This is a genomic window from Arthrobacter sp. GMC3 (assembly GCF_002929305.1).
GTDB lineage: Bacteria > Actinomycetota > Actinomycetes > Actinomycetales > Micrococcaceae > Specibacter.
Genome location: NZ_PJIO01000002.1, coordinates 365,048 through 387,748 on the forward strand (window position 1 = coordinate 365,048; position 22,701 = coordinate 387,748).

Consider the following 22,701-nt stretch of genomic DNA (forward strand, 5'->3'; position numbering starts at 1 on the left):
GCACACTGACGTGCACTCGCCCTTAAAGGAGCCGTTCCATGCGACGGTACGTAAAACAAGCAGCAGCCTTTTTCGCCATTAGTGCTATCGCACTCACAGGCTGCAGTGCCAGCGCCGATGCTGTATCCGGCGATCAGTCCATGACTTTTGTCTGCAGCCCCCAAGAGGACTGGTGCCAGCTGGTGGCCGCAGAATTCACCAAAGCCTCTGGCATCAAGGCAGACTATGTGCGGCTCAGTGGGGGAGAGGCCGTGGCACGTTTGTCCGCGGCAGGGGGAAGCCCTGAATTCGACGCTTGGTTTGGTGGCGGTGCGGACGGCCACATTGCGGCTGAAGGGGAGGGTCTGATCGAGAAGTTTGTACCCGAAAATGCCTCAAAGATTGCCGCTGAATACAAGGACCCGGAAGGGTTCTGGACCGGAATCTACTCGGGTGCCCTGAGCTTCTGCTCCAACAATGACGTGATGGGCAAGCTGGGCGTAGCCGCCCCTGAATCCTGGGCGGATCTGCTGGACCCGAAGCTGAAGAAGAACGTGGCCATGGCCCACCCAGGGACCTCGGGCACCGCCTACCAGGCGCTCTGGAGCCAGGTCATGCTCAACAACGGCAGCCAGGACGCGGCGATCGACTACTTCAAGAAGATGCACAGCAACGTGCTGCAATATTCCAAGAGTGGCAGCGCACCGGGCCAGATGGCAGGCCGTGGCGAGGTTGGTGTAGGCGTGATCTTTGCCCAAGATTGCCAGAAATTCATCAACGAGGGTTTCACACAGCTGACCACCACTTTCCCGAAGGAAGGCGCCACGTTTGAGGTTGGTGCCGTGTCACTGATCAAGAATGCCAAGCATCCCGAGGCTGCCAAGAAGTTCATCGAATGGTCACTCACAGCGCAGGCCCAAGACCTTGCGGCAACCGTGGGAAGCTACAGCCTGCCCACCAACCCCGAGGCAACCATCACCAAGGACATGGTGGACACCTCCAAGATCAAAATGCTCAATGGCAATATCCGTGAGATGGGTGAGGCCAGGAACGAGCTGACAGCAAGGTTTGATCAGGAAGTCGCTCCGGCGCCCAAGAAGTAACTGGGACCAATTGCGAGCCGAAAGGACACCATGGCTATTCCACTTCTAGAATCCCCCGCCTCAGACAAGGCCCGGGGCGTACGCACTCCCGGCAAGCGGCGAGGCAAGGGCGCCAAAGATCCCGCCGTCATAGTGCTGACCACCATCGTCTGCGCTATCTTGCTGCTGATCATCGGTTTTCCACTCTTCGGATTGTTGTCCTCAGCCTTTGGCCCCAAGGGTCTTGAAGTCCTTGGCCGAATCGTTTCCGACCCCGTCAACCACCGCATCGTGGGCAACACGATGTTGCTTGGTCTAGTGGTGGGTGTGAGCGGAACCCTGGTTGGATTCCTGTTCGCCTATGCACAGGTGAAGATCAAATTCCGAGGAAAACGGGCACTGCACCTGCTGGCCATGATTCCAATTGTGGCCCCGCCGTTCGCGGTGGCAACCGCAGTGATTACTCTTTTCGGCCGCAATGGCGCCATTACCAACGGGATCTTTGGCTGGCAGGCCGACATTTACGGTCTGCCCGGGTTGACCCTTGTGCTCTCGTTGTCATTTTTTCCCGTGGCCTATATGAACATCCGGGGCATGCTGGAAAGCCTGGACCCTTCGCTGGACGAGGCGGCCGCGGGCCTGGGTGCGAGCAAGCTGCGAGTCTTCTTCACAGTCACCATTCCCATGCTGGTCCCCGGACTGGCCGGATCGTTCCTGTTGCTGTTCGTTGAGTCAATCGCCGACCTGGCCAACCCGTTGGTTTTGGGCGGAGACTACACGGTCTTGGCCAGCCGGGCCTACCTGGCCGTCACCGGCGAATTCAACATGCAAGCCGGTGCCGCCTACTCCCTAACCCTCATGCTGCCCGCGTTGCTGGTCTTCTTGGTGCAGCGCTACTGGGTATCCCGCAAGTCGGTGGTATCAATCACCGGAAAGCCAGCCGGGGCAACCGAACAAATCACTGCCCCCAGCATTAGAATTCCCATCCTTACTATCGTTGGGCTGTTGGCGGCGCTGATCGTTTCCATCTACGTCACGGTCCTGGCGGGAGGCTTCCTGAAGGTCCCGGGCGTCAACAATGAATTCACCCTGGCCCACTACCAGTTCGTGATGGCAGGACTGGGCTCCAAGGCCATGATTGACACCACCATTCTGGCGCTGATCGCAGCCCCCATTGCAGGCTTGCTCGGCATGCTGATCGGCTGGCTGGTGGTCCGCAAACTCAAGCGGGCCAGCGGGCTGATTGACTTTGTCGGCATGCTGGGGCTCGCAGTTCCCGGCACGGTGCTGGGTATTGGTTACCTGATCAGCTACAACACCCCCATGAAAATCTTCGGCCTGCAAGTATTTCCGGCGTTGGCCGGCGGCTCGGCGATCCTTGCCGGAGCCGTGGCGATCGTGATGGTCTACGTTGCAAGGTCCCTGCCGTCGGGGCAACGCGCGGCAGTTTCTGCCCTGCAGCAAATTCATCCGGCCATCGAGGAGGCTTCCACCTCCCTGGGCGCCGATTCGGCCACCACCTTCCGCAAGGTCACCCTGCCCCTGATCCAGTCGGCGCTCCTGACAGGTCTGACATTTGCCTTTGCCCGATCCATGACCACGCTGTCGCCCATCATTTTCCTGACAACCCCGGGGATCAAGATCATGACCTCGCAGATCCTCGCCGAAGTTGATTCGGGCCGGTTTGGCAACGCCTTTGCCTACTGCACCGTCCTGATCGGAATCGTGCTCACCGTCATTCTCATTCTGAACGTCATCATCCGAAAGGTGGTCTTCCGTGGACAATCTCACCGCCGCTGACCAAATTCTTGCCCCCGTCGACGCCAGCGACTTCGCACCAAGCCAGGAAAGCGGCCAGGTCACCCTTGCCGCCTTGACCAAGCGGTACGGTACCCGGGCAGATGATCCAATCGCCGTCAACGCAGTGGATCTGCACATCAAAGCGGGGGAGTTCGTAACCCTGCTGGGCCCGTCGGGCTGTGGAAAAACCTCAACGCTTCGCATGATTGCCGGCTTTGAGACCCCGTCCTCCGGGCATGTGAGCGTGGACGGGGTGGACATGGTCTCGGTGGCGCCCAACAAGCGCCCCATGTCCATGGTGTTCCAGTCCTATGCACTGTTTCCGCACTTGACCGTGCGCCAGAATGTGGCCTACGGTCTGCGTTTGAAGAAGACCTCGGAGAAGAGGCTGCGTGAGGAAGTCGATACGGCCCTGACCATCATGAACCTCATGCCCTACGCCGAAAGGGCACCGCACCAGCTCTCCGGCGGGCAGCAGCAGCGAGTCGCCCTGGCTCGAGCCCTGGTAATGCGTCCCAAGGTCTTGTTGTTCGATGAGCCGTTGTCCAACCTGGACGCCAAATTGCGCGTGCAAATGCGCAATGAGATCCGGCGCCTGCAGAAACGCCTTGGCATCACCAGCGTCTTCGTCACGCACGACCAGGACGAGGCCATGACACTCTCGGACCGCATTGTTGTCATGAACCAGGGGCGGATTGAACAAATCGATACACCCGATCGTGTTTACCGGCGGCCATCATCCATCTTCGTGGCGGACTTCATTGGCCGGGCGAACTTTCTGGATGCAACGGTCTTGACCGACCCCGTCAACGGCCGGGCACGGGTGTTCGCCCTGGGGCGCGAACGCGACGTTGAGGTGCATCAAGACGTCAACTTGGAATCGGAGGTCCTCTTGATGGTGCGGCCCGAATCGGTGCTGCTCACCCCCAACCCCGCTGCCGACACCGTCCACGGTGAAGTGGGCCGGGTGCTGAGTGCAATCTTCCACGGTGAGTCTGTCGAGTATGAGGTGGAAACCGACACAGGCAGCATTGTTGCCCTGGTCTCCGACCCCTCGGTCAGTGACATCTTTGAGCCGATGGATACCGTCAGCGTAGGTATCAAGCCGGATAGGGGATGGCTGCTTCCGGTCCCAGTGCTCGCCTGAGCTGAACTCTTAGCCAAGCTGCCGCCGTCGTACTTTTTTTCAGTACGACGGCGGCAGCTTGGCTTAACATGGCGCGTCAGTCTTCGCCGCGGAGCCTGTCCATATCCCGGCGGTCCTTCTTGGTGGGGCGGCCGGTGCCGCGGTCGCGCTGTGGCAGGCCAAGCGCCGGCAGCACCGGCCGGGGAGGGGTGTGATCGGTGAAGCAATGCGAGGCAGCCTCGGCGCCCACTCGCTTGTTGATGAGGCGGCGCACCTCAAGGATGCGCTCGTAGCCGGGTTGGCGGACACGGATGGTGTCACCGGGAACCACGGTATGTGAGGCCTTGGCGTTGACGTCATTGAGCTTCACGTGCCCGGCACGGCAGGCCGCCGTCGCCATGGAACGGGTTTTGTAGGCGCGGATGCCCCACAGCCAGGCGTCGATGCGGACCGAGGCGGGGGCAGCTTTTGGAATGCTCATGATGGAATCAACTCTAGCGCCGGGTCAGGCTCGAACGGGGAGTAGTTGTTGATGTTGCCGTCCATCATCAACAACTACTCCCCGTTCGGCGAGGGTGCGGGGGCTAGCCTTGGTTGCTGAACGCCGCGTCGAAGGACAGTGCCGACGGCGCAAAGTCGAACTTCTTCAGCGCAGCCAGTGCCTCGGGGGCGCCTTGCAGCCGGTCCATCCCGGCGTCCTCCCACTCGATGGAGATGGGGCCGTCATAGCCAATAGCCGTCAGGGCGCGGAAGGACGATTCCCAAGGCACGTCCCCGCGTCCGGCGGAGACGAAGTCCCAGCCGCGGCGCGGATCCCCCCACGGCAGGTGCGAGCCCATGACGGTGTTGCGGCCGGTGGGGCGCAGCTTCGTGTCCTTGCAGTCAACGTGGTAAATCCGGTCCTTGAAGTCCCAGATGAAGGAGACCGGGTCAATGCCCTGCCACATGAAGTGGGAGGGGTCCCAGTTCAGCCCGAACGCTTCACGGTGCCCGATGGCCTCCAAGGTACGCACGGTGGTCCAGTAGTCGTAGGCGATTTCGGAGGGGTGAACCTCGTGGGCGAAGCGCACCCCGCATTCGTCAAAGACGTCCAGAATGGGGTTCCAGCGGTCGGCGAAGTCCTGGTAGCCGGCGTCGATCACGGATTCCGGCACCGGCGGGAACATGGCAACGTACTGCCAGATGGAGGATCCGGTGAAGCCCACCACGGTCTTCACACCCAGGGCCTGGGCCAGGCGGGCCGTCAGCTTCAGTTCCTCCGCGGCGCGCTGGCGCACACCTTCGGGGTCGCCGTCGCCCCACACCTTGGTTCCCACGATTGCCTGGTGGCGGAAGTCGATGGGGTCATCGCACACGGCCTGGCCCTTGAGGTGGTTGGAGATGGCCCACACCTTCAGGCCGTAACGCTCAAGTACTGCCAGTTTGCCGGATACATAGCCGGGCTCGTCCCAGCGCCAGGGGTCCAAATGGTCTCCGGAGCAGGCGATCTCCAGGCCGTCGTAGCCCCAATCTGCGGCCAGGCGGGCCACGTCCTCAAAGGGGAGATCGGCCCACTGGCCGGTGAACAAGGTGTACGGACGGCTCATGAAAAACTCCTGGAAGACTCGGGTTTTGCGGCGTGTTCCACATTTTCGGCAGCTTCGAGAACCGGGACGGTGGCCCCTCCCGCGGCGGAGGATGTTTCGATGGCCGACAGCACCCGCTGCACACTGAGTCCTTCCTCAAACGACGGCGATGGGTCCGTGCCATTGGCAATGTCGAGGAGGAAGTCACGGATCTGGTGGGTAAAGCTGTGTTCCCAACCAAGCACATGACCCTGCGGCCACCACGCGGAAATATAGGGATGTTCGGGTTCGGTGACCAGGATGCGTCGGAAACCCTGGACATTGACAGGCTCGGTGCCATTGAGGAAATACAGCTCATTGGGGTTTTCCAGGTTGAACGTCAGAGACCCCTCTGTGCCATACACCTCAACCCGCAAAGCATTCTTTTGTCCCAGGGCAACGCGGGAAACGTCGACGCTTGCCACGGCGCCACCGGCCAGCGACAACGTGGCCCAGGCGGCGTCGTCGACCGTTACCGGTTCCGGGCCATCGGGACCAGGACGCTCACTCACGAAGGTATGCAGCCTCCCGGAAACATCTGAAACGGTGTCATTGAGCAGGTACTGAACCTGGTCAATGGCATGCGAGGCAATGTCACCCAAAGCGCCGGAGCCAGCCGTTTCCTTGCGCAACCGCCACGTCATAGGAGCCTGGTCGTCGGCCAACCAGTCCTGCAGGTACGACGCGCGGACCTGACGGACGGTGCCCAGTCGGCCGTCGGCAATGAGCTCCCGTGCCAAGGCCAGCGCCGGAATGCGGCGGTAGGTGAAGCCCACCATGGAACGGACGCCGTTGGCGCGTGCCACCTGGGCAGCGGCCACCATGGCATGGGCCTGCTCCAAAGTGTTCGCCAGCGGCTTCTCCACCAAAACGTGCTTGCCCGCGGCCAAGGCCGCAACTGCTATCTCCGCGTGCAACCAGCCGGGCGCGCAAATGTCGATGATGTCGATGTCGTCCCGGGCAATGACCTCCCGCCAATCAGTGGCCGATTCGGCCCAGCCGTATTTATGCGCCGCAGCAGCAACGGCAGCGGCGTCCCTGCCCACCAACACTTTTTGTTCAAATTCGGGAACGTCAAAATGGTTGGCGACAGAGCTCCAGGCGTTGGAATGGGCCTGGCCCATGAAGGCATAGCCGATCGCGGCCACGCCCAAGGGGCGTGGAGCTGACGGGGTTTGGGGGGAGGTCATATGCGTCGATTCCTAGAGGGTTGCTTCGGTGGGATTCCAGTCCACGGGCAAGGCCGGGGACGCGGGAGCGGAGCTTTCAACGGTGACAAATTCGCCGGTGTCCACGGATTCTGCGATCGAGACCATGGCATCGAGCACGTGGTACGCCAGCTCACCGGGCACGCGGTGCGGGATGCCAGCGCGGATGGCACGCGCCATGTCCAGCACACCCATGCCACGCCCGTTGGCCGGACCGCGCGCATCAACGGTGCTCCAGTCATCCTCGCCACGCTTGCACAGCTTGATCTCGCCGTCGAAGTTGTTCGGGTCCGGCAGTGAGATGGTCCCCTCAGTTCCGGTGATTTCAATGAATCCGGTGCGGACCTTGGGGGATTCGAAGCTGAAGATGCTGTGTGAGGATGCACCGGATTCAAACTGCGCCAGTGCGCTGACATGCGTGGGAACCTCGACGTCGAACACCTCGCCTGCCTTGGGCCCGGAGCCGATGGTGCGGGTGGGGAACGCGGTAGAGCCCACGGCGGCCACCTTGGCGATGGGGCCAAACGTCTGGACCAGCGCCGTCAGGTAGTAGGGGGCCATGTCGAACAAGGGGCCGGCACCGTCCTGGAACAAGAAGGCGGGGTTCGGGTGCCAGGATTCCGGTCCGGGGGACTGGAACATGGTCAAGGCGCTCAAGGGTGTGCCGATTTCACCGGCGTCGATCAGCCTGCGGGCCGTTTGCAGGCCGGCGCCCAGGAAAGTGTCGGGAGCGCAGGCGAGCCGCATGCCCGCCGCTTGGGCCTCCTTGAGAAGTCCCAGACCGCTTTCACGGTCCAGCGAGAACGGCTTTTCCGTCCACACATTCTTGCCCGCCTTGACGGCCGCCGTGGCAACTTCCACATGCGCTGCCGGGATGGTCAGATTGACCACGATCTCTACGTCCGGGTGGTTCAAGGCCACGTCCACGCCACCAGAGATTTCAATTCCGTATTCGGCCGCGCGGGCCGCTGCTGCCTCCTCAAACAAGTCGGCCACCACCAGCACCTTGATGTCCGGGAAGGTGGTCAGGTTGTCCAGGTACTGCTTGCTGATATTGCCTGCGCCGATGACGGCGACACCGACAGGTCCAGTCTTGGTCATGAAATCAGGCCTTTCCGGCGTTCAGGAATTCCAGGCTTTGTGCGATGCCATCGAAAATGTCGCCCGCGTAGTCATCGAATTCCACCACACCGACTTCCAGGGACTTTGCGGCGCCAATGACGTCCCAAATCGGGACCTCACCCTGCCCTGCCGGCAGCTGGGCCGAGGTGTCATTGTTCAGGGGGCCGTCCTTGATGTGGATGTATTTCACGCGCTCGCCCAAGTTGGTCAGGATGTCCACGGCGTTAGCCCCGCCCACGGAGACCCAGTAGGTGTCCACTTCAAGGACCAGTTCCGGATCCAGCAGTGTCTCAAAGTACTCCAACGCCGTGGTGCCGTTGATCTTGGACTCCAGCTCCCAGGCATGGTTGTGGTAGCCCACGCGGACACCGTATTCGGCGCCCTTCTTAGCTGCCGCATTCAACCCGGCGGCGGTCTTCTGGATGTCTTCAGCCTTCTGCCAGTTCTCTGCCGAGATGTAGGGATCAATGACTGTGGTGATGCCCAGCTTGTTCGCTGCGGCAAAGATCTCGTCCTGGTCGGCGTTCAGCAGGGGGGCGTGACCCGACGGCGCTGTGATGCCATGCTCTTTGAACGCTTCGGCGAGGGCATCTGCGGTGGCCACAAAGTTATAGGGCTCCACTTTCGTGAAACCGAGTTCTGCCACGCGGGCGATGGTGCCGGCCAGGTCTTCCTCGAGGGGCTTGCGAACAGAGTACAACTGCAGGGAATACGTCACTGGGGTCTCCTGGGAAGGTACGAATTGGTGTTCCACTCCAAGTTAGGCGAACTTTTGACGATGGTCAAGCAAAAGTTTGCCCAAAAACACAAACTAACGGATTGTGACAGATAGAAGCCTGTGTGTTATTTATTGTGAATGCAAAAGACTCCGGGTTTGCCCCTACCTCGAAGCGCTTCCTCAACCGCCACTGATGGTGCGGAGGCCTTTGGCCAGCCTTTTGCACGTTCACGAGCAGGAGACGTATTCCAACTCTTGCGTGATGGCCGGGCACGGACCCGGGCGGAACTGGCGGAGGTTACCGGCCTGGCCCGCTCCACCGTGGCTGCTCGGATTGATGCGCTGAGCGCTGCGGGACTGATAGGGCCGGCAGGGGAGGCGGTGTCCTCAGGAGGGCGGCCGCCGTCGCGCTTTGCCTTCCAACCCTCGGCCCGCGTCATCTTGGCGGTCGACGTCGGAGCCACGCACGTATTGATTGGCCTGCTGGACCTTAGCGGAACAGTGTTAAGTGAGTTGCGCGAATCCATTGACATCTCCGCCGGACCCACCACCGTTTTGGACTCTGTGTTGGATCTTTGCGGCCAGCTTTTCGCACAGGTGGGACGTCAAGAACGAGAACTAGTGGGTATTGGCATTGGTCTTCCTGGCCCGGTTGAGCATTCCACGGGCAAGCCTGCCAGTCCTCCCATCATGCCTGGATGGGATGGCTTCGATGTGCCCGGTTATGTTCAGCAACGGTTCCCCGTGGATGTCCTGGTGGATAACGATGTGAACATTATGGCTCTGGGAGAACGTGCTGCCTTCTGGCCGAACGCCGAGAATTTGCTGTTCATTAAGGTGGCCACTGGTATTGGTGCAGGAATCATCAGCGGTGGGCTGCTGCAGCGAGGCGCCGATGGAACTGCCGGCGATATTGGGCATGTGCGGGTTCCTCGCGGGGGAGACATTATGTGCCGCTGCGGCAATTTTGGCTGCCTTGAGGCCATGGCATCGGGTCCGGCTGTGGCGGCAGCCCTGGCGGCCAGTGGAGTTCCGGCCAAGACGGGGGATGACGTGCTGGATCTTGCCCGGCGCGGGAATCTTGCCGCCATCGCGGCCATGCGTCAGGCGGGTCGGGATCTAGGCGACGTTTTGGCCGCTTGCGTTAATTTGCTCAACCCTTCCGTCATTGTGATTGGCGGCGGGCTGTCCTCCGCCGGTGAGTATTTGATGGCCGGTGTGCGGGAAATTGTGTATCAACGCTCCCTGCCGCTGGCCACTGCCCGGTTGCGGATCGTGCAGTCAATGGCGGCCGACCACGCGGGTGTTCTTGGTGCCGGACGCATGGTGATTGATCACGTGCTGGCCCCCGCCAGTGTGGAACATCTGGTCCAGCAGTTATAGGAACCGACCCCTTGGACAAAGTCACGATCGCAGGTCTGGCACAACAGTTGGGCATTTCCAAGGCGTCGGTTTCCTATGCCCTCAACGGGAGGGCGGGCGTTAGTCCGGCAACGCGCGCCCGGGTCCTGGAGTTGGCGGCCGAGTTGGGGTGGTATCCCAGTTCCAGCGCCCGCGCCTTGTCACAGGCCCGCAGTGAAACCGTTGGCATTGTGCTGCTGCGCGACCCAGAGCACGTCGGCTCGGAACCGTTCTACATGAGCGTTTTAGCTGGCATTGAGGCCGTCCTGGGTGAACGTGAACTGAACCTGATGCTCCGTATTGTGGCGCCCGACGGCGGCACCCGAGGAGGTCCGCTGGCTACGGTCGGCGCAGTCAAAGGGTCGACCGCCGAGCGGGCATTTCCGGCGGAGCGAAGAGATTTGGCCGTGTACCGGCGATGGGCCGGGGAGCGTCGGGTGGACGGTGTGCTCGTCTTTGATGAAACCCGCAACGATCCCCGGGGACCACTGTTGGAACGCCTTGGCCTTCCCTTTGTCCAGGTGGGCGGCACCGCAGCGCCGGCTGCCCGCAGCGCGGCCACGACTGTGAACCAATCCGTGGATGCTGCCACCGTGGTGGAGGCGTTGCATGAGCTGGGCCACCGGCACATCGCCTATATTTCAGGGCCGTTGGAGCTAGCCCATGAGACCCTGCGCAGTGCTTCCCTGGCGGCCCATGCGTGGAGGTTGGGAATGACACTTACCTCAAGTGCCTCCGACTACACGGCGCCAGACGGCGAAGCGGCGACCATTGCGGTCATGGCTGGCCTGGTGCCCGGCTCGAAAAACTTTCCCACCGCCATCGTCTATGGCAATGACCTGATGGCTATGGGCGGGCTGGCTGGGTTGAAGAGACTAGACATTTCAGTGCCGGCGCAGGTATCTGTGGTCAGCTGGGATGATTCGATCATGTGTCAGTTCAGCTCTCCTCCAGTTGCAGCGCTGGGTCGTGACGTTCCGGAACTGGGGAAGCAGTCGGCATTGTTGCTTCTGAGGATCATTGACGGACATGCCGTAGGTGACAGGGCTATGACCCCTGGTTCTCTCCAACGCCGCGCAAGCCTGGGTGCTGCGCACTTCTAAACTCGCCAACCATTTTGAGCTCTTTCGTGTGACACATTAGTTAACCGGTTCAGTTCTGTGACTCACTTTGGCGATGTGAGAACAACCCTGAAATGACGGCCTTTTTTGGCTTCGAAGCCCCGGAAAATCAACGATTCTTTGACAGAGTGAACATCATCGGTATGTATCAACTTCATAAGTTTTCAAGAATATGACAACTTTTGATTGACGATCGTCATAAGTTCGTCTAGGTTTGGTCTCACGTCCTGCTACGGGTATTTCCTGAAGCGATGGCCAACAAGTTTTTCCGGGTTCTCTCCCATAGACAAGGAAGTCAAAGAAGTGAAAATTCGTACTTTTGCCGCAGCAGCGGCGATCGCGGCACTTGCAATCACAGCGACGGGCTGCAGTGGCGGCGCGAACAGCGGCTCAAATGATTCCAGCGGCAAGACGCTCACCTACTGGGCCAGCAACCAAGGCACCAGCTTGGACAATGACAAGGAAGTTCTTACCCCGCAGCTGAAGAAGTTTGAGGATCAGACGGGCATCAAGGTCAACTTGGAGGTCATCGGCTGGAACGACCTTCAGACTCGCATCCAGACGGCTGTGACATCCGGGCAGGCACCGGATGTGCTGAACATCGGCAACACCTGGGCTGCATCCCTGCAGTCCACCGGGGCTTTCATGCCCTTCGACGCTGCGGCCTTTGACGCGATTGGTGGCAAGGACAAGTTCGTCAAGACTGCCATGGACACCGGCGGAGTTGCCGGAGAGGACCCCACCTCCGTGCCGCTCTACGGTCTGGCCTACGGTCTGTACTACAACAAGGCCATGTTCAAAGATGCCGGCCTGACCCCGCCCACCACGTGGGAAGAAATGGTGGCCGATGCCAAGAAGCTGACCACCGGAGGCAAGCACGGTTTTTCCCTGGCAGCAGGCAGCTACACGGAAAACTCACACTTTGCTTTCATCAACGCGGCCCAGAACGGCGCAGAATTCTTTGACGCTTCCGGGAAGCCCACTTTCACCTCTGACGGCGTCGTCGATGGAATCGCCCGCTACCTGGACTTGATGCAGACGGACAAAGTTGTTGACCCCGGCAATGCCCAGTACGACAACGCCACCAAGGCCATCAACGACTTTGCCACAGGCAAAGTTGGCATGGTGCTGAGCCAGAGCAACGCCAACAGCTCCATCGCTTCCCAAGGCATGAAGGATGACGCCTTCGGTGTAGTGGCATTCCCCGCACCCGCAGGCGGCAAGGATGTGGCCACCATGGTCGCAGGCATCAACATGTCAATCTTCAAGAACACCAAGAACAAGGACGCTGCACTGCAGTTCGTGAAGTTCATGACCAGCGAGGCCACCCAGGGTGAACTGGACAAGCCGTTCGCCGCCCTGCCCGTCCTGGCCGGAGTAACCCCGAGCTTCACCGACAACGCCGAGCTCGCCAAGACGTTCTCCGACATCTACGCCAACAAGTCCAAGCCGCTTCCCCTGGTTGCCGCCGAGGACCAGTTCGAAAGCACTGTAGGCAAGGCCATGAACCAGATGTTCGCCACGGTTGCCTCCGGCGGAACCGTCTCGAAGGCCGACATCAAGGCCGCGCTGACCACCGCGCAGCAGGCCGTCGAAGCGGCAGGCTAGTCCCCACCGGCCGGCCTGGAAAATCGCTGGCGCGATTTTCCAGGAACCTGGCCGGCGTGGGCCCATCAGCCCCGGCGTACTGGGGCCCAACAGCCCTTGACGCAAAGCGACATGGTATGACCGGCGGGCGGGTTGCCTTGAGCACCCGCCCGCTGGCCCCTGAACTGTTCATGAAAGAAAGGTGAGTGTCCGCAGTGTCTGTATCCACCGCCGTTAAGAAGTCCGGCCCGGAAGCTGGGGCAACCGGAAAGCAACCCCGCAAACCCCGCCGTGCTGGTTGGTGGCTGCCGTATGCGCTGCTCGCCCCAGCCGTCATTTTTGAACTTGTCATCCACGTGATCCCCATGGTGACAGGTATTTGGATGAGCTTTCTCAAGCTCACCAAAATGTTCATCGCCAACTGGGGAAACGCCCCTTTCGTTGGTCTGAAGAATTACGAGGTCGCACTAGACTTCAATTCGGCCGTTGGCCTGGGACTGCTGAAGTCTTTCGGCATCACCGCCGCCTTCACCATCCTTGTGGTGGGTATTTCCTGGGGGCTTGGCATGGCAGCCGCCGTCGCCCTCCAAAAAACCTTCCGCGGCCGGGCCATCTTCCGGACACTGTTCCTGATCCCGTACGCCCTGCCGATGTACGCCGGTGTCATCGCCTGGAAGTTCATGTTGCAAAAAGACAGCGGCGCCCTCAATCACCTGCTTTTCGACAACCTCGGCCTGCCGGGCGACAAGCCCTTCTGGTTGATTGGCGACAACGCGTTCATCGCCGTCGTCCTTGTCGCCATCTGGCGATTGTGGCCCTTTGCCTTCCTGATGCTGATGGCCGGACTGCAGTCGGTGCCCACGGACGTTTACGAGGCGTCGGCCGTTGACGGTGCCAAGCCGATGCGCCAGTGGTGGTCCATTACGCTTCCCCTGCTGCGCCCCGTCAACATGGTCCTTGTTCTGGTCATGTTCCTGTGGACCTTCAACGACTTCAACACCCCCTTCGTCCTGTTTGGCGGCTCCCAACCCCCGGCCGGTGACTTGATCTCCTTCCACATCTACAACGCCTCGTTCCTGACCTGGAACTTCGGCTCCGGTGCGGCCATGTCTGTGCTGCTCCTGCTGTTCCTGTTGGTGGTCAGCGGAATCTACCTTCTCTTCATGAACCGGAGGAAAGACCGTGCATGAAACTACCGGCACCAAAGTCTTTAGAATCGTCACCATTACGCTGCTGAGCATCTTCACCATCATTCCCATCTACGTCATGGTGATCTCCGGGATGAAACCCCTGGCCGATGTTCAGGGCGACTTCTCCTGGTGGCCCAGCACCCTGACCCTGCAGCCGTACGTCGACATGTGGAAAACCGTTCCGCTGGCCGACTACTTCGTGAACTCGGTCATCGTTTCCAGTGCCGCCACGGTCCTTTCACTTGTCATCGCGATTTTCGCCTCCTACGCAATATCCCGTTACAAATTCCGCGGACGGTCGCTGTTTTCGGGCACCGTTTTGTCCACCCAAATGCTGCCGGGTGTCCTGTTCTTGCTGCCGCTGTTCCTGATCTTCGTCAACATCAACACGAACTTCGGAGTCCAGCTGGTTGGAACCCGCATCGGGCTGATCATCACGTACCTGACGTTCTCGCTGCCGTTCTCCATCTGGATGCTGGCAGGCTACTTTGACGGCATCCCGCGTGAACTCGATGAGGCCGCCAAAGTTGACGGGTGTGGCCCCATGCGGGCCTTGATCCGGGTAATCCTGCCCGCGGCACGGCCCGGTTTGGTAGCCGTCGCCATCTACAGCTTCATGACAAGTTGGGGTGAGGTCCTGTTTGCCTCGGTGATGACCACCGACGCGAACCGCACCCTGGCTGTGGGCCTGCAACTCTACTCGACGCAGACCAACGTGTACTGGAACCAGATCATGGCCGCCTCCGTGGTGGTCAGCATCCCCATTGTGGTGGGCTTCTTGCTCCTACAAAAGAACTTCGTGGCCGGGCTGACCGCAGGCGCCGTGAAGTAGTCCCCACCCGTTCTACCTTCCGCGACCCGTGAGCTGTGGCGGCTTAGACTCTTCTAAGTCGCCAAAGCTCACGGGTCGCGGCACATTTTGGGCAGCAATTTAGTTGGGAGACGCCAATGGCAAGGAAACTTCGCGCAAGTCAACGCGCCGAGCTCTATCTGATCGACGTGGACACCGCGGAGGCGACCCTGCGCTTCACCTCCGACACCCTGCTGTTTGAGGCCCCGAATTGGAGCCCCGACGGTTTATCGCTTTTCATCAACGGTGACGGCGGGCTCTTCCAACTGGCGGTCGACGCCGGGGACCTCCATGAGGTTGACCTGGACGGCATCACCGAGATCAACAATGACCACGTGCTGAGTCCAGACGGGAGCACCGCCTACGTTTCCAGCGAGGACGGCCACATCCACGCCGTGGACATCGCCGGTGGTGGGACTCGCCAGGTCACCACGGACAAGGACACGCCCTTCCGGCACTACCTCCACGGCATTTCACCCGATGGAGAGACGCTGGCCTACATTGGCCTGGCCGTGGACGGCGAACAGGTGCGCACCAACGTCTACACGGTCCCATCAAATGGCGGCTTGGATGTCCAGCTGACAAATGACAATTTCCCCGACGACGGCGCCGAGTTTTCCCCCGACGGGCAGTGGATCTATTTCAACTCGGAACGCGGCTCAACCACGCCGGGCCACGCCCAGCTGTTCAGGATGCCGGCTCTGGGAGGCGACGCCGAGCAACTCACCTTTGACGAACGCGTGAACTGGTTCCCGCATCCGTCACCGGATGGCACCCGGATTGCCTATGTGAGTTTCCCGCCGGGCACGCTGGGCCACCCAGAAAACGTCGACGTCGTGGTGCGGCTCCTGGACGCGGACGGCGCGATCCGAGATCTCGCCTGGGCGTTTGGCGGCCAGGGCACCATGAATGTTCCGAGTTGGTCGCCCGACGGCAGCAAGATTGCCATCGTCGCCTACCCGCTCCGCTAGGTCCCCAGCCTCGGCCCGGGCCCCTCGCCGGCGGGGGCCCGGGCCGCGGCTTAGGGGATGGTTCCCAGTGTTAGCTTGGTGGTGGCCGTCTTGCCGCCCCGGACGTAGGTGACTTGGACGGTGTCGCCGGCCTTCCGTGCCAGCGTGACTTCGGTGAGCACGGCGATGCTGGTGGCTGGCCGCTTGTCCAACAGTGTTACGACGTCGCTGGGCTTCAGGCCCGCTTTGTCGGCGGGGCCGCCGGGGGCGACGGCCTGCAAGTACAGTCCGTCCGACACCCCAAACTGTGCTGCGGCCTCGGGCGGGAGCGGGACAGCGCTGACGCCGAAGAACGGGTAGGCAACCTTGCCTGTGTCAATGAGTTGCTCGGTGATCCGGGCCGCCAGGTCCACGGGGATGGAGAATCCAATGCCGACGCTGCCGGTGGAAACGTTGGCCTCATTGGGGATGGTGGCGATGGCGCTGTTGATGCCAATCAGTTTCCCGGCGCAGTCAACCAGCGCGCCGCCGGAATTTCCGGGGTTGATGGAGGCATCAGTCTGGATGGCGCCAACCAGTACGGCTGAGGTGTCGTCGTCACTGGGAACGGGTACGTTCCGGCCCAGCGCGCTGACAATGCCTGAGGTGACTGTGCTGGAGAGCCCTAGAGGTGCCCCGAGCGCAACCACCGGCTGGCCCACCAGGACGTCGGCGGACTTTCCCAGCACAACGATTGGCAGGTCTTTGCTGGACTTCACCTTCAGGACTGCCAAATCCGATTTGGGGTCGCGGCCCACAAGTTCCGCCTCGGAGCTGTTGCCGTCGCTGAACAACACCTCAATGGTGCCGCCGTTCGCTGCCGGGGAAATGACGTGGTTGTTGGTCATGATGTAGCCCTCCTTGCGGACGATGACCCCGCTTCCCACGCCATTCGCCTCGCCATTGCTGACGGAGACGGTGACCACCCCGGGCAGCACCTGATTGGCAACGGCCGTGGAATCACACACCCCTGCACCGGCAGCAACGCTTGTGGTCGCGGGGCGCGTCAAAAGGTAGGTGATCCAGCCTCCGGCCAGCCCCGCCACTAGTGCCAGGGCAACGGCACTGGCGATGACGGCGGACAATGGCAGGCGCCTGAACCAGGGGATGCTGGGCGGTTGGTGCATGGAGGGCTCCATTCGTGACAACAGCGGGAACTGCAAGAAATTCCAGCCTACGTCACCGCATTCAGCGCCGCGCCCACCCCGGATCGGCGCTTAACCAAAAAAGCGGGCCAGCCGGTGGAAACCGACCAGCCCGCAAAGATGCTGCTTTAGATGGCGCAGCCGTCAGGTCCGCACGCCGCGGCATCGGTTCCGCCGGCGCTGACCATGGTCAGCGGGTTGGCCTCTTGCCAGGCTTCCTCAAGGGCCTGCGTGAACAACGCAGCGGGCTGGGCACCGGAGATGCCGTACTTGCGGTCGATGACAAAGAACGGCACGCCGGTGACGCCAATGGCGCGGGCCTCGGCGAAGTCGTCGCGGACCTCATCGGCGTACTTGTCGGTGTCCAGGGCTTCATTGATTTCGACGGCGTCCAGGCCGGCGTCGGTGCCAATCCGCACCAGTGCTTCACGGTTGCCGATGTCGGCCCCGTGCTCAAAGTGGGCCGACAGGAGGGCTTCCTTGACGACGTCGGCCTTTCCATGCGAGGCAGCCAGGTGCAGCAGTTGGTGCGCGTTGAAACTGTTGGCGACCACCACGTCGTCGAACTTGTAGTTCAGACCCTCTGCGGCAGCCTGCTCGGTGACATGGGCAAACATGCCCTTAACCTGTGCCGGGTCCATGCCCTTGCGATCGCTCAGGTAGCTCAGCTCGGTGCCGTCGTAGTGCTCGGGGATGGTGGGGTCCAGCTGGTAGCTGCGCCACTGCACCTCCACGGAATCCTTGTGCGGGAACGCATTCAGTGCGGTTTCAAAACGGCGCTTGCCAATGTAGCACCAGGGGCAGGCCACATCGGACCAAATCTCAATCTTCATACTTCGCCCAACAGGAAGTGTGCGGCGATTATTCCGGCCCTGCGCCACGCGAGAGGGCAGCAGTTGTTGATGTTCGCCTTGAACATCAACAACTACTGCCCTCTCGGCGGGGGTTGAGGCTGGCCCGCCGGGACCCGACCATCGGGCCTGCAGTGGCGACTTATCCGGTACGAGCCAGCCAAACTTGTGGTGCGACTACACCGCGGCGAGCTCGCGTGCCTTGACGGTTTGCGGGGTCTCCGGCTCCGGGGTCTCGGACAGGTAGTCCGAGTACGCGGAGAGTGTCAGGAAGGTGGGGAACTCCTCGCCGAGGGCCACTGCCTCGAAGATTTCCAAGGCGTCCTCGAATCGGTCGGCGTCGAAGCGGGGCATCTTTTCAAATTCCTCCTCCAGCATCTCCTTGACCCAGTCGAAGGTGATCAGCTCACCCGTATCCGTGATGGCCTGGCTGTGGATCCACTGCCAGATCTGGGACCGGGAGATTTCCGCCGTGGCGGCATCCTCCATGAGGTTGTTCAGGGCGACGGCGCCGTGACCGCGCAGCCAGGACTCGATGTACTGGATGCCCACCCAAATGTTGGCGCGGATGCCTTCTTCGGTGATGGTGCCGGTGGTGCTGGCGACGTCGAGCAAAGCCCGGTCGTCGGGCTCCACGTCCTCGCGGGTCCGGCTGATCTGGTTGGGATTCCAGCCAAGGACCTCGTCGAAGACCTCCATGGCCACGGGGACCAGATCCGGATGGGCAACCCAGGAACCGTCGAAGCCGTCGTTTGCCTCCCGCGTCTTGTCGGCACGTACCTTGTCCATGGCATTCGCGTTGGCTTCGGGATCGCGACGGTTGGGGACAAATGCGGCCATGCCCCCAATCGCCATGGCACCGCGACGGTGGCATGCCCGAACCAATTGCTCCGTGTAGGCGCGCATGAACGGAGCCGTCATGGTGATCTGGTTCCGGTCAGGGAGCACAAAACGCGGGCCGCGGGTGCGGAAATTCTTGATCACCGAGAACAAGTAATCCCAGCGGCCAGCGTTCAGGCCCGAGGCGTGATCGCGCAGTTCGTACAGGATCTCCTCCATCTCAAACGCGGCAGTGATGGTCTCGATCAGGACGGTTGCCCGGATGGTTCCCTGGGGAATGCCGAGCAGATCCTGGGCCTGGATGAAGATGTCATTCCAGAGGCGTGCCTCCAAGTGGTTTTCAATCTTCGGCAGGTAAAAGTAGGGACCCTTCCCCTGGGCGATCAGGCGCTGTGCGTTGTGGAAGAAGAACAGGCCAAAGTCCACGATGCCGCCGGCCATCGGCTTGCCGTTGATCAGCAGGTGCTTCTCCGGCAGGTGCCAGCCGCGGGGGCGGACCACGATGGTGGGCAGTTCCTCCTGCGGAGCGAGGCGGTACTCCTTGCCTTCGGCGCTGATGAAGTCAATGCGACGTTCCAGCGCATCGATCAGGTTCAGCTGGCCGCGGATCACATTGCCCCAGGTGGGGGTGGAGGAATCCTCCATGTCAGCCAGCCACACCTTGGCGCCGGAGTTCAGGGCGTTGATGGTCATCTTTCTATCCACCGGCCCGGTGATTTCCACGCGGCGGTCCTCCAGGCCGGGGGCCGGCGGGGCCACCCTCCAGCGAGGATCCTCACGGATTGTGGAGGTGTGGGCCAGGAAACGAGGATCGGAACCGCTCAAGATCTGGCGGCGACGGGTTTGCCGGGCATCGAGCAATTCCTGGCGTCGCGCCGTCGTCGTGCGGTTCAAAGCTGCGATGAAATCCAGGGCCTCGGGGGTCAGGATTTCCTCTTGGCGGTGGATGGGCTGTGCGGTCAAAGTGATGCCGTTGAACGTGATGCCGTTCAAGCTGTTTGTTGAGTTCACGGGAGCGTCTCCAAAGAATAAGGGGTTAGTGGAACTGCTGGGCTTCGGTGGAGCCGGCCAGTGCGAGGGTTCCGCTGTTTGGGTTCAGCGCGCTCGCGACCAGATCGAAGTAGCCTGTGCCTACTTCGCGCTGGTGCTTGGTTGCGGTATAGCCGCGATCTTCTGCGCCAAATTCGCGCTCCTGCAGTTCGACGTAGGCGCTCATCCCGTCCCGGGCGTAACCGTGGGCGAGGTCAAACATCGAGTAGTTCAGGGCATGGAAGCCAGCCAAGGTGATGAACTGGAACTTGAAGCCCATGGCGCCGAGTTCGCGTTGGAACTTGGCGATGGTGGCGTCGTCCAAATGTTTTCTCCAGTTGAACGACGGCGAGCAGTTGTAAGCGAGCATCTGGTCGGGGAATTCGGCGTGGACGGCGTCGGCAAATTTCTTTGCCAGGGCCAGGTCCGGGGTGCCTGTTTCCATCCAGATGAGATCGGCGTGCGGTGCGTAGGCCAAGGCCCGGGCAATGCACGGTTCAATCCCGTTGCGCACGTTGTAGAAGCCTTCGGGTGTGCGCTCGCCGGTGACAAATGGCTTGTCTCGGTCGTCCACGTCGGAGGTGATCAAGGTGGCCGCCTCGGCATCGGTGCGGGCAATGATCACGGATGGGACGCCGGCGACGTCGGCCGCGAGCCGTGCCGCGTTCAGCGTGCGGACGTGCTGGGCCGTGGGGATCAAGACCTTGCCGCCCAGGTGCCCGCACTTCTTTTCGCTGGCGAGCTGGTCTTCCCAGTGCACTCCCGCCGCGCCAGCTGCGATCATCGACTTCATGAGCTCGTAGGCGTTCAACGGACCGCCAAAGCCGGCCTCGGCGTCGGCAACAATCGGCACCATCCAGTCCTCAACGGACTGCTTGCCTTCTGAGAATTCAATCTGGTCCGCCCGCAACAGTGCGTTGTTGATGCGCCGGACCACCGTGGGGACCGAGTTGACCGGGTACAGGGACTGATCCGGGTAGGTGTTGCCCGAGGTGTTAGCGTCGGCGGCAACCTGCCAGCCGGAAAGGTAAATGGCCTTCAGCCCTGCCTTGACCTGCTGCACGGCCTGATTGCCGGTCAGTGCGCCAAGGGCGTGGGTGTAGTCGTTGGGGCCGGCATTGCGGAGTTGGTCCCAGAGTTTTTCGGCGCCGCGGCGGGCTAGGGTTTGTTCCTCGGTGACGCGTCCGCGGAGCTTGACGACGTCGTTCGCCGTGTAGCTGCGTTCGATCCCGTCCCAGCGGGGATTGGCAGCCCATTCGAGTTCGAGAGCGGCGGCGGCCTGCGCGTTGTTCTGCTCCGGCGTCTTTGCGGGTTCAAATGCTGCAGTCATGGTGCTCACTCCTTGGTGATTTCTCGTGTTCCTTCTTCGTAATTTCAACTATTCAGGGCTTTCCAAGGCGTTACTAGGGGTAATTAGTGGAAAGATCTGCACTTCTTCCCTTATTCTCAAGAAATGAACAATGCGGGTTGGAACCTCAGTGATTCACCGTCCACCGATAGCGGCGCCAACGGCGAGCTGGACATGATCGCCCTAGGGAGGCGGGTAAGGTTTCTGCGCAAGAAACTGGGCCTGACCCTTGATGACTTGAGCGCCAAGGTGGGGGCCGCGCCGTCGCAGTTGTCCCTCATCGAAAACGGGAAACGTGAGCCCAAACTGACCCTGCTCCAGCACCTTGCCGGGGCACTCGGCGTCGGACTTGAGCAACTGCTCGGAGCCGAGCCGCCAAGCCGCCGGGCCGCCCTGGAAATCGAGTTGGAAAGGGCCCAACGTGGCCCGCTGTACCAGTCGCTGGGACTGCCGAAAGTTCGCGTCAGTTCACGCCTTTCCACGGAAGTGCTGGAGTCGTTGGTGGGCCTGCAACATGAACTGGAACGCCGGTTGGATGAGCAGTCGGCCACCCCCGAGGAGGCGCGCCGGGCCAACGTTGAGCTGCGCATGGAGATGCGCGCCCGCAACAACTACTATCCAGAAATTGAAGTTCAGGCGCAGGAACTGCTCACCAAGGTGGGTCATGACCGCGGCCCGCTCTCTCATCACGTGGCCGCGGACATTGCCGAACACCTCGGTTTTGACCTGCACTATGTGGGGGATTTGCCGCATTCCACCCGCTCGGTGACTGATTTGAAGAATCACCGAATTTATCTCACCCAGGGACAGCGCTCCGACCATGACCCCCGCTCGGTGCTCCTACAAGCCCTGGGCCACTACGTCCTGGGGCATCAGACGCCCCGCAACTACGCGGACTTTTTGCGCCAGCGCGTCTACACGAACTATTTTGCGGCGTCATTGCTGATGCCCGAGCGTGCCACCGTGGACTTCCTGAAGGAGGCCAAGGCGGCGAAGGAATTGGCCATCGAGGACATTCGGGACGCTTTTGCCGTCTCCTATGAAACTGCGGCGCACCGGTTTACCAACCTGGCCACCGAACACCTGGGCATCACCACGCACTTCCAAAAAGTGCACGAGTCCGGGATCCTCCACAAGGCCTACGAGAACGACGGCGTGAACTTTCCTGCCGACCACACCGGCGCCATTGAGGGCCAGGCGGTGTGCAGGTTCTGGACCTCACGGGCCGTGTTTGAGGTGCCGGACAAGTTCCGGGCGTTCAACCAGTACACCGACACCGCCGTGGGCACCTACTGGTGCACGGCCCGAACCGAGCGCCATTCCTCGGGCGAGTATTCCTTGAGCATCGGGGTGCCGTACGCGCATGTGAAGTGGTTCCGGGGCCGAGACACCACCGAACGTTCGCAGTCCAGATGCCCGGATCCGGCCTGCTGCCGCCAGCCCCCTGCAGCTTTGTCGGCGCAATGGGCCGGGAACGCCTGGCCCTCCACCCGCGCCAACTCACACCTTCTGGCCGCCATGCCGCAGGGGGCCTTTCCCGGTGTCGACGAGACAGAGGTGTACAAGTTCCTGGCAGCCCACGAAGGGCGGTAGGGCTGGAGGTTCCACGGATCTTTGCCTGACGTTCACCCGGTGACGGGTTCATATTCCCTCACCGCGACATAGCGTGAAGGTGGCAACAGAGCCAAAGCTCCTAGAGTGAGGAACCATC

19 protein-coding genes are annotated in these 22,701 nt (G+C 61.4%); 10 read left to right on the forward strand and 9 right to left on the reverse strand.

Going from position 1 to position 22,701, the window contains the following annotated elements:
* Positions 1-38: 38 nt before the first annotated feature.
* The 3 genes from CXQ94_RS05130 to CXQ94_RS05140 are packed head-to-tail and all read left to right on the forward strand — an operon-like array spanning position 39 to position 4,008.
* A complete protein-coding gene (locus CXQ94_RS05130) occupies positions 39-1,082 on the forward strand; it encodes an ABC transporter substrate-binding protein (protein ID WP_104087122.1) in 1,044 nt (347 codons plus the stop codon).
* 30 nt (positions 1,083-1,112) lie between these two features.
* Positions 1,113-2,861 carry an iron ABC transporter permease gene (locus CXQ94_RS05135; protein WP_104087123.1) on the forward strand — a complete coding sequence of 583 codons (1,749 nt, stop codon included), beginning with the start codon at positions 1,113-1,115 and terminating at the stop codon, positions 2,859-2,861.
* Positions 2,839-4,008 (forward strand): ABC transporter ATP-binding protein, encoded by a 1,170-nt coding sequence (locus CXQ94_RS05140; protein ID WP_104087124.1) that lies wholly within the window; start codon positions 2,839-2,841, stop codon positions 4,006-4,008. Before CXQ94_RS05135 ends, CXQ94_RS05140 begins: the two co-directional genes overlap by 23 nt.
* A gap of 76 nt (positions 4,009-4,084) precedes the next feature.
* Here CXQ94_RS05140 and CXQ94_RS05145 read toward each other — a convergent pair whose 3' ends face one another.
* The 5 genes from CXQ94_RS05145 to CXQ94_RS05165 all read right to left on the reverse strand — a co-directional run bounded on the left by CXQ94_RS05145 (position 4,085) and on the right by CXQ94_RS05165 (position 8,639).
* Entirely contained in the window at positions 4,085-4,468 is a 384-nt protein-coding gene (locus CXQ94_RS05145) for an RNA-binding S4 domain-containing protein (RefSeq protein ID WP_181034082.1), read from the reverse strand.
* A gap of 103 nt (positions 4,469-4,571) precedes the next feature.
* Positions 4,572-5,573: a sugar phosphate isomerase/epimerase gene (locus tag CXQ94_RS05150; RefSeq protein ID WP_104087126.1), complete on the reverse strand. Its 1,002-nt coding sequence runs from the start codon at positions 5,571-5,573 to the stop codon at positions 4,572-4,574.
* On the reverse strand, positions 5,570-6,781 hold the full coding sequence (locus CXQ94_RS05155) for a Gfo/Idh/MocA family protein (protein ID WP_104087127.1): 1,212 nt from the start codon (positions 6,779-6,781) through the stop codon (positions 5,570-5,572). The genes CXQ94_RS05150 and CXQ94_RS05155 overlap by 4 nt, the downstream gene beginning before the upstream one ends.
* A 12-nt stretch (positions 6,782-6,793) precedes the next feature.
* Positions 6,794-7,900, reverse strand: coding sequence for a Gfo/Idh/MocA family protein (locus tag CXQ94_RS05160; RefSeq protein ID WP_104087128.1), 1,107 nt, complete (start codon positions 7,898-7,900; stop codon positions 6,794-6,796).
* Between the two features lie 4 nt (positions 7,901-7,904).
* A complete protein-coding gene (locus CXQ94_RS05165; protein ID WP_104087129.1) occupies positions 7,905-8,639 on the reverse strand; it encodes a sugar phosphate isomerase/epimerase in 735 nt (244 codons plus the stop codon).
* 156 nt (positions 8,640-8,795) lie between these two features.
* Here CXQ94_RS05165 and CXQ94_RS05170 point away from each other — a divergent pair, with 156 nt between their 5' ends.
* The 6 genes from CXQ94_RS05170 to CXQ94_RS05195 all read left to right on the forward strand — a co-directional run bounded on the left by CXQ94_RS05170 (position 8,796) and on the right by CXQ94_RS05195 (position 15,759).
* A complete protein-coding gene (locus tag CXQ94_RS05170; protein ID WP_258066735.1) occupies positions 8,796-10,022 on the forward strand; it encodes an ROK family transcriptional regulator in 1,227 nt (408 codons plus the stop codon).
* A gap of 11 nt (positions 10,023-10,033) precedes the next feature.
* Entirely contained in the window at positions 10,034-11,143 is a 1,110-nt protein-coding gene (locus CXQ94_RS05175; protein WP_104087131.1) for a LacI family DNA-binding transcriptional regulator, read from the forward strand.
* 321 nt (positions 11,144-11,464) lie between these two features.
* Positions 11,465-12,769, forward strand: a complete 1,305-nt coding sequence (locus CXQ94_RS05180; RefSeq protein WP_104087132.1) for an ABC transporter substrate-binding protein — start codon at positions 11,465-11,467, stop codon at positions 12,767-12,769.
* 194 nt (positions 12,770-12,963) lie between these two features.
* Positions 12,964-13,938: a carbohydrate ABC transporter permease gene (locus tag CXQ94_RS05185; protein ID WP_104087347.1), complete on the forward strand. Its 975-nt coding sequence runs from the start codon at positions 12,964-12,966 to the stop codon at positions 13,936-13,938.
* Complete coding sequence (locus CXQ94_RS05190) at positions 13,931-14,770, forward strand: carbohydrate ABC transporter permease (protein WP_104087133.1); 840 nt, start codon at positions 13,931-13,933, stop codon at positions 14,768-14,770. Before CXQ94_RS05185 ends, CXQ94_RS05190 begins: the two co-directional genes overlap by 8 nt.
* Positions 14,771-14,886: 116 nt before the next feature.
* Positions 14,887-15,759 carry a TolB family protein gene (locus CXQ94_RS05195; protein ID WP_104087134.1) on the forward strand — a complete coding sequence of 291 codons (873 nt, stop codon included), beginning with the start codon at positions 14,887-14,889 and terminating at the stop codon, positions 15,757-15,759.
* 50 nt (positions 15,760-15,809) lie between these two features.
* Here CXQ94_RS05195 and CXQ94_RS05200 read toward each other — a convergent pair whose 3' ends face one another.
* The 4 genes from CXQ94_RS05200 to aceA form a co-directional block, all read right to left on the reverse strand.
* Positions 15,810-16,904: a S1C family serine protease gene (locus CXQ94_RS05200; RefSeq protein ID WP_258066739.1), complete on the reverse strand. Its 1,095-nt coding sequence runs from the start codon at positions 16,902-16,904 to the stop codon at positions 15,810-15,812.
* 146 nt (positions 16,905-17,050) lie between these two features.
* Complete coding sequence (locus CXQ94_RS05205; RefSeq protein ID WP_104087136.1) at positions 17,051-17,755, reverse strand: DsbA family oxidoreductase; 705 nt, start codon at positions 17,753-17,755, stop codon at positions 17,051-17,053.
* A 195-nt stretch (positions 17,756-17,950) separates the two neighbouring features.
* Entirely contained in the window at positions 17,951-19,606 is a 1,656-nt protein-coding gene (gene aceB / locus CXQ94_RS05210) for a malate synthase A (protein WP_104087348.1), read from the reverse strand.
* Between the two features lie 43 nt (positions 19,607-19,649).
* Complete coding sequence (aceA, locus tag CXQ94_RS05215) at positions 19,650-20,972, reverse strand: isocitrate lyase (RefSeq protein ID WP_104087137.1); 1,323 nt, start codon at positions 20,970-20,972, stop codon at positions 19,650-19,652.
* 123 nt (positions 20,973-21,095) lie between these two features.
* Here aceA and CXQ94_RS05220 point away from each other — a divergent pair, with 123 nt between their 5' ends.
* Positions 21,096-22,583: a helix-turn-helix transcriptional regulator gene (locus CXQ94_RS05220; RefSeq protein ID WP_258066741.1), complete on the forward strand. Its 1,488-nt coding sequence runs from the start codon at positions 21,096-21,098 to the stop codon at positions 22,581-22,583.
* The last annotated feature ends 118 nt before the right edge of the window (positions 22,584-22,701 follow it).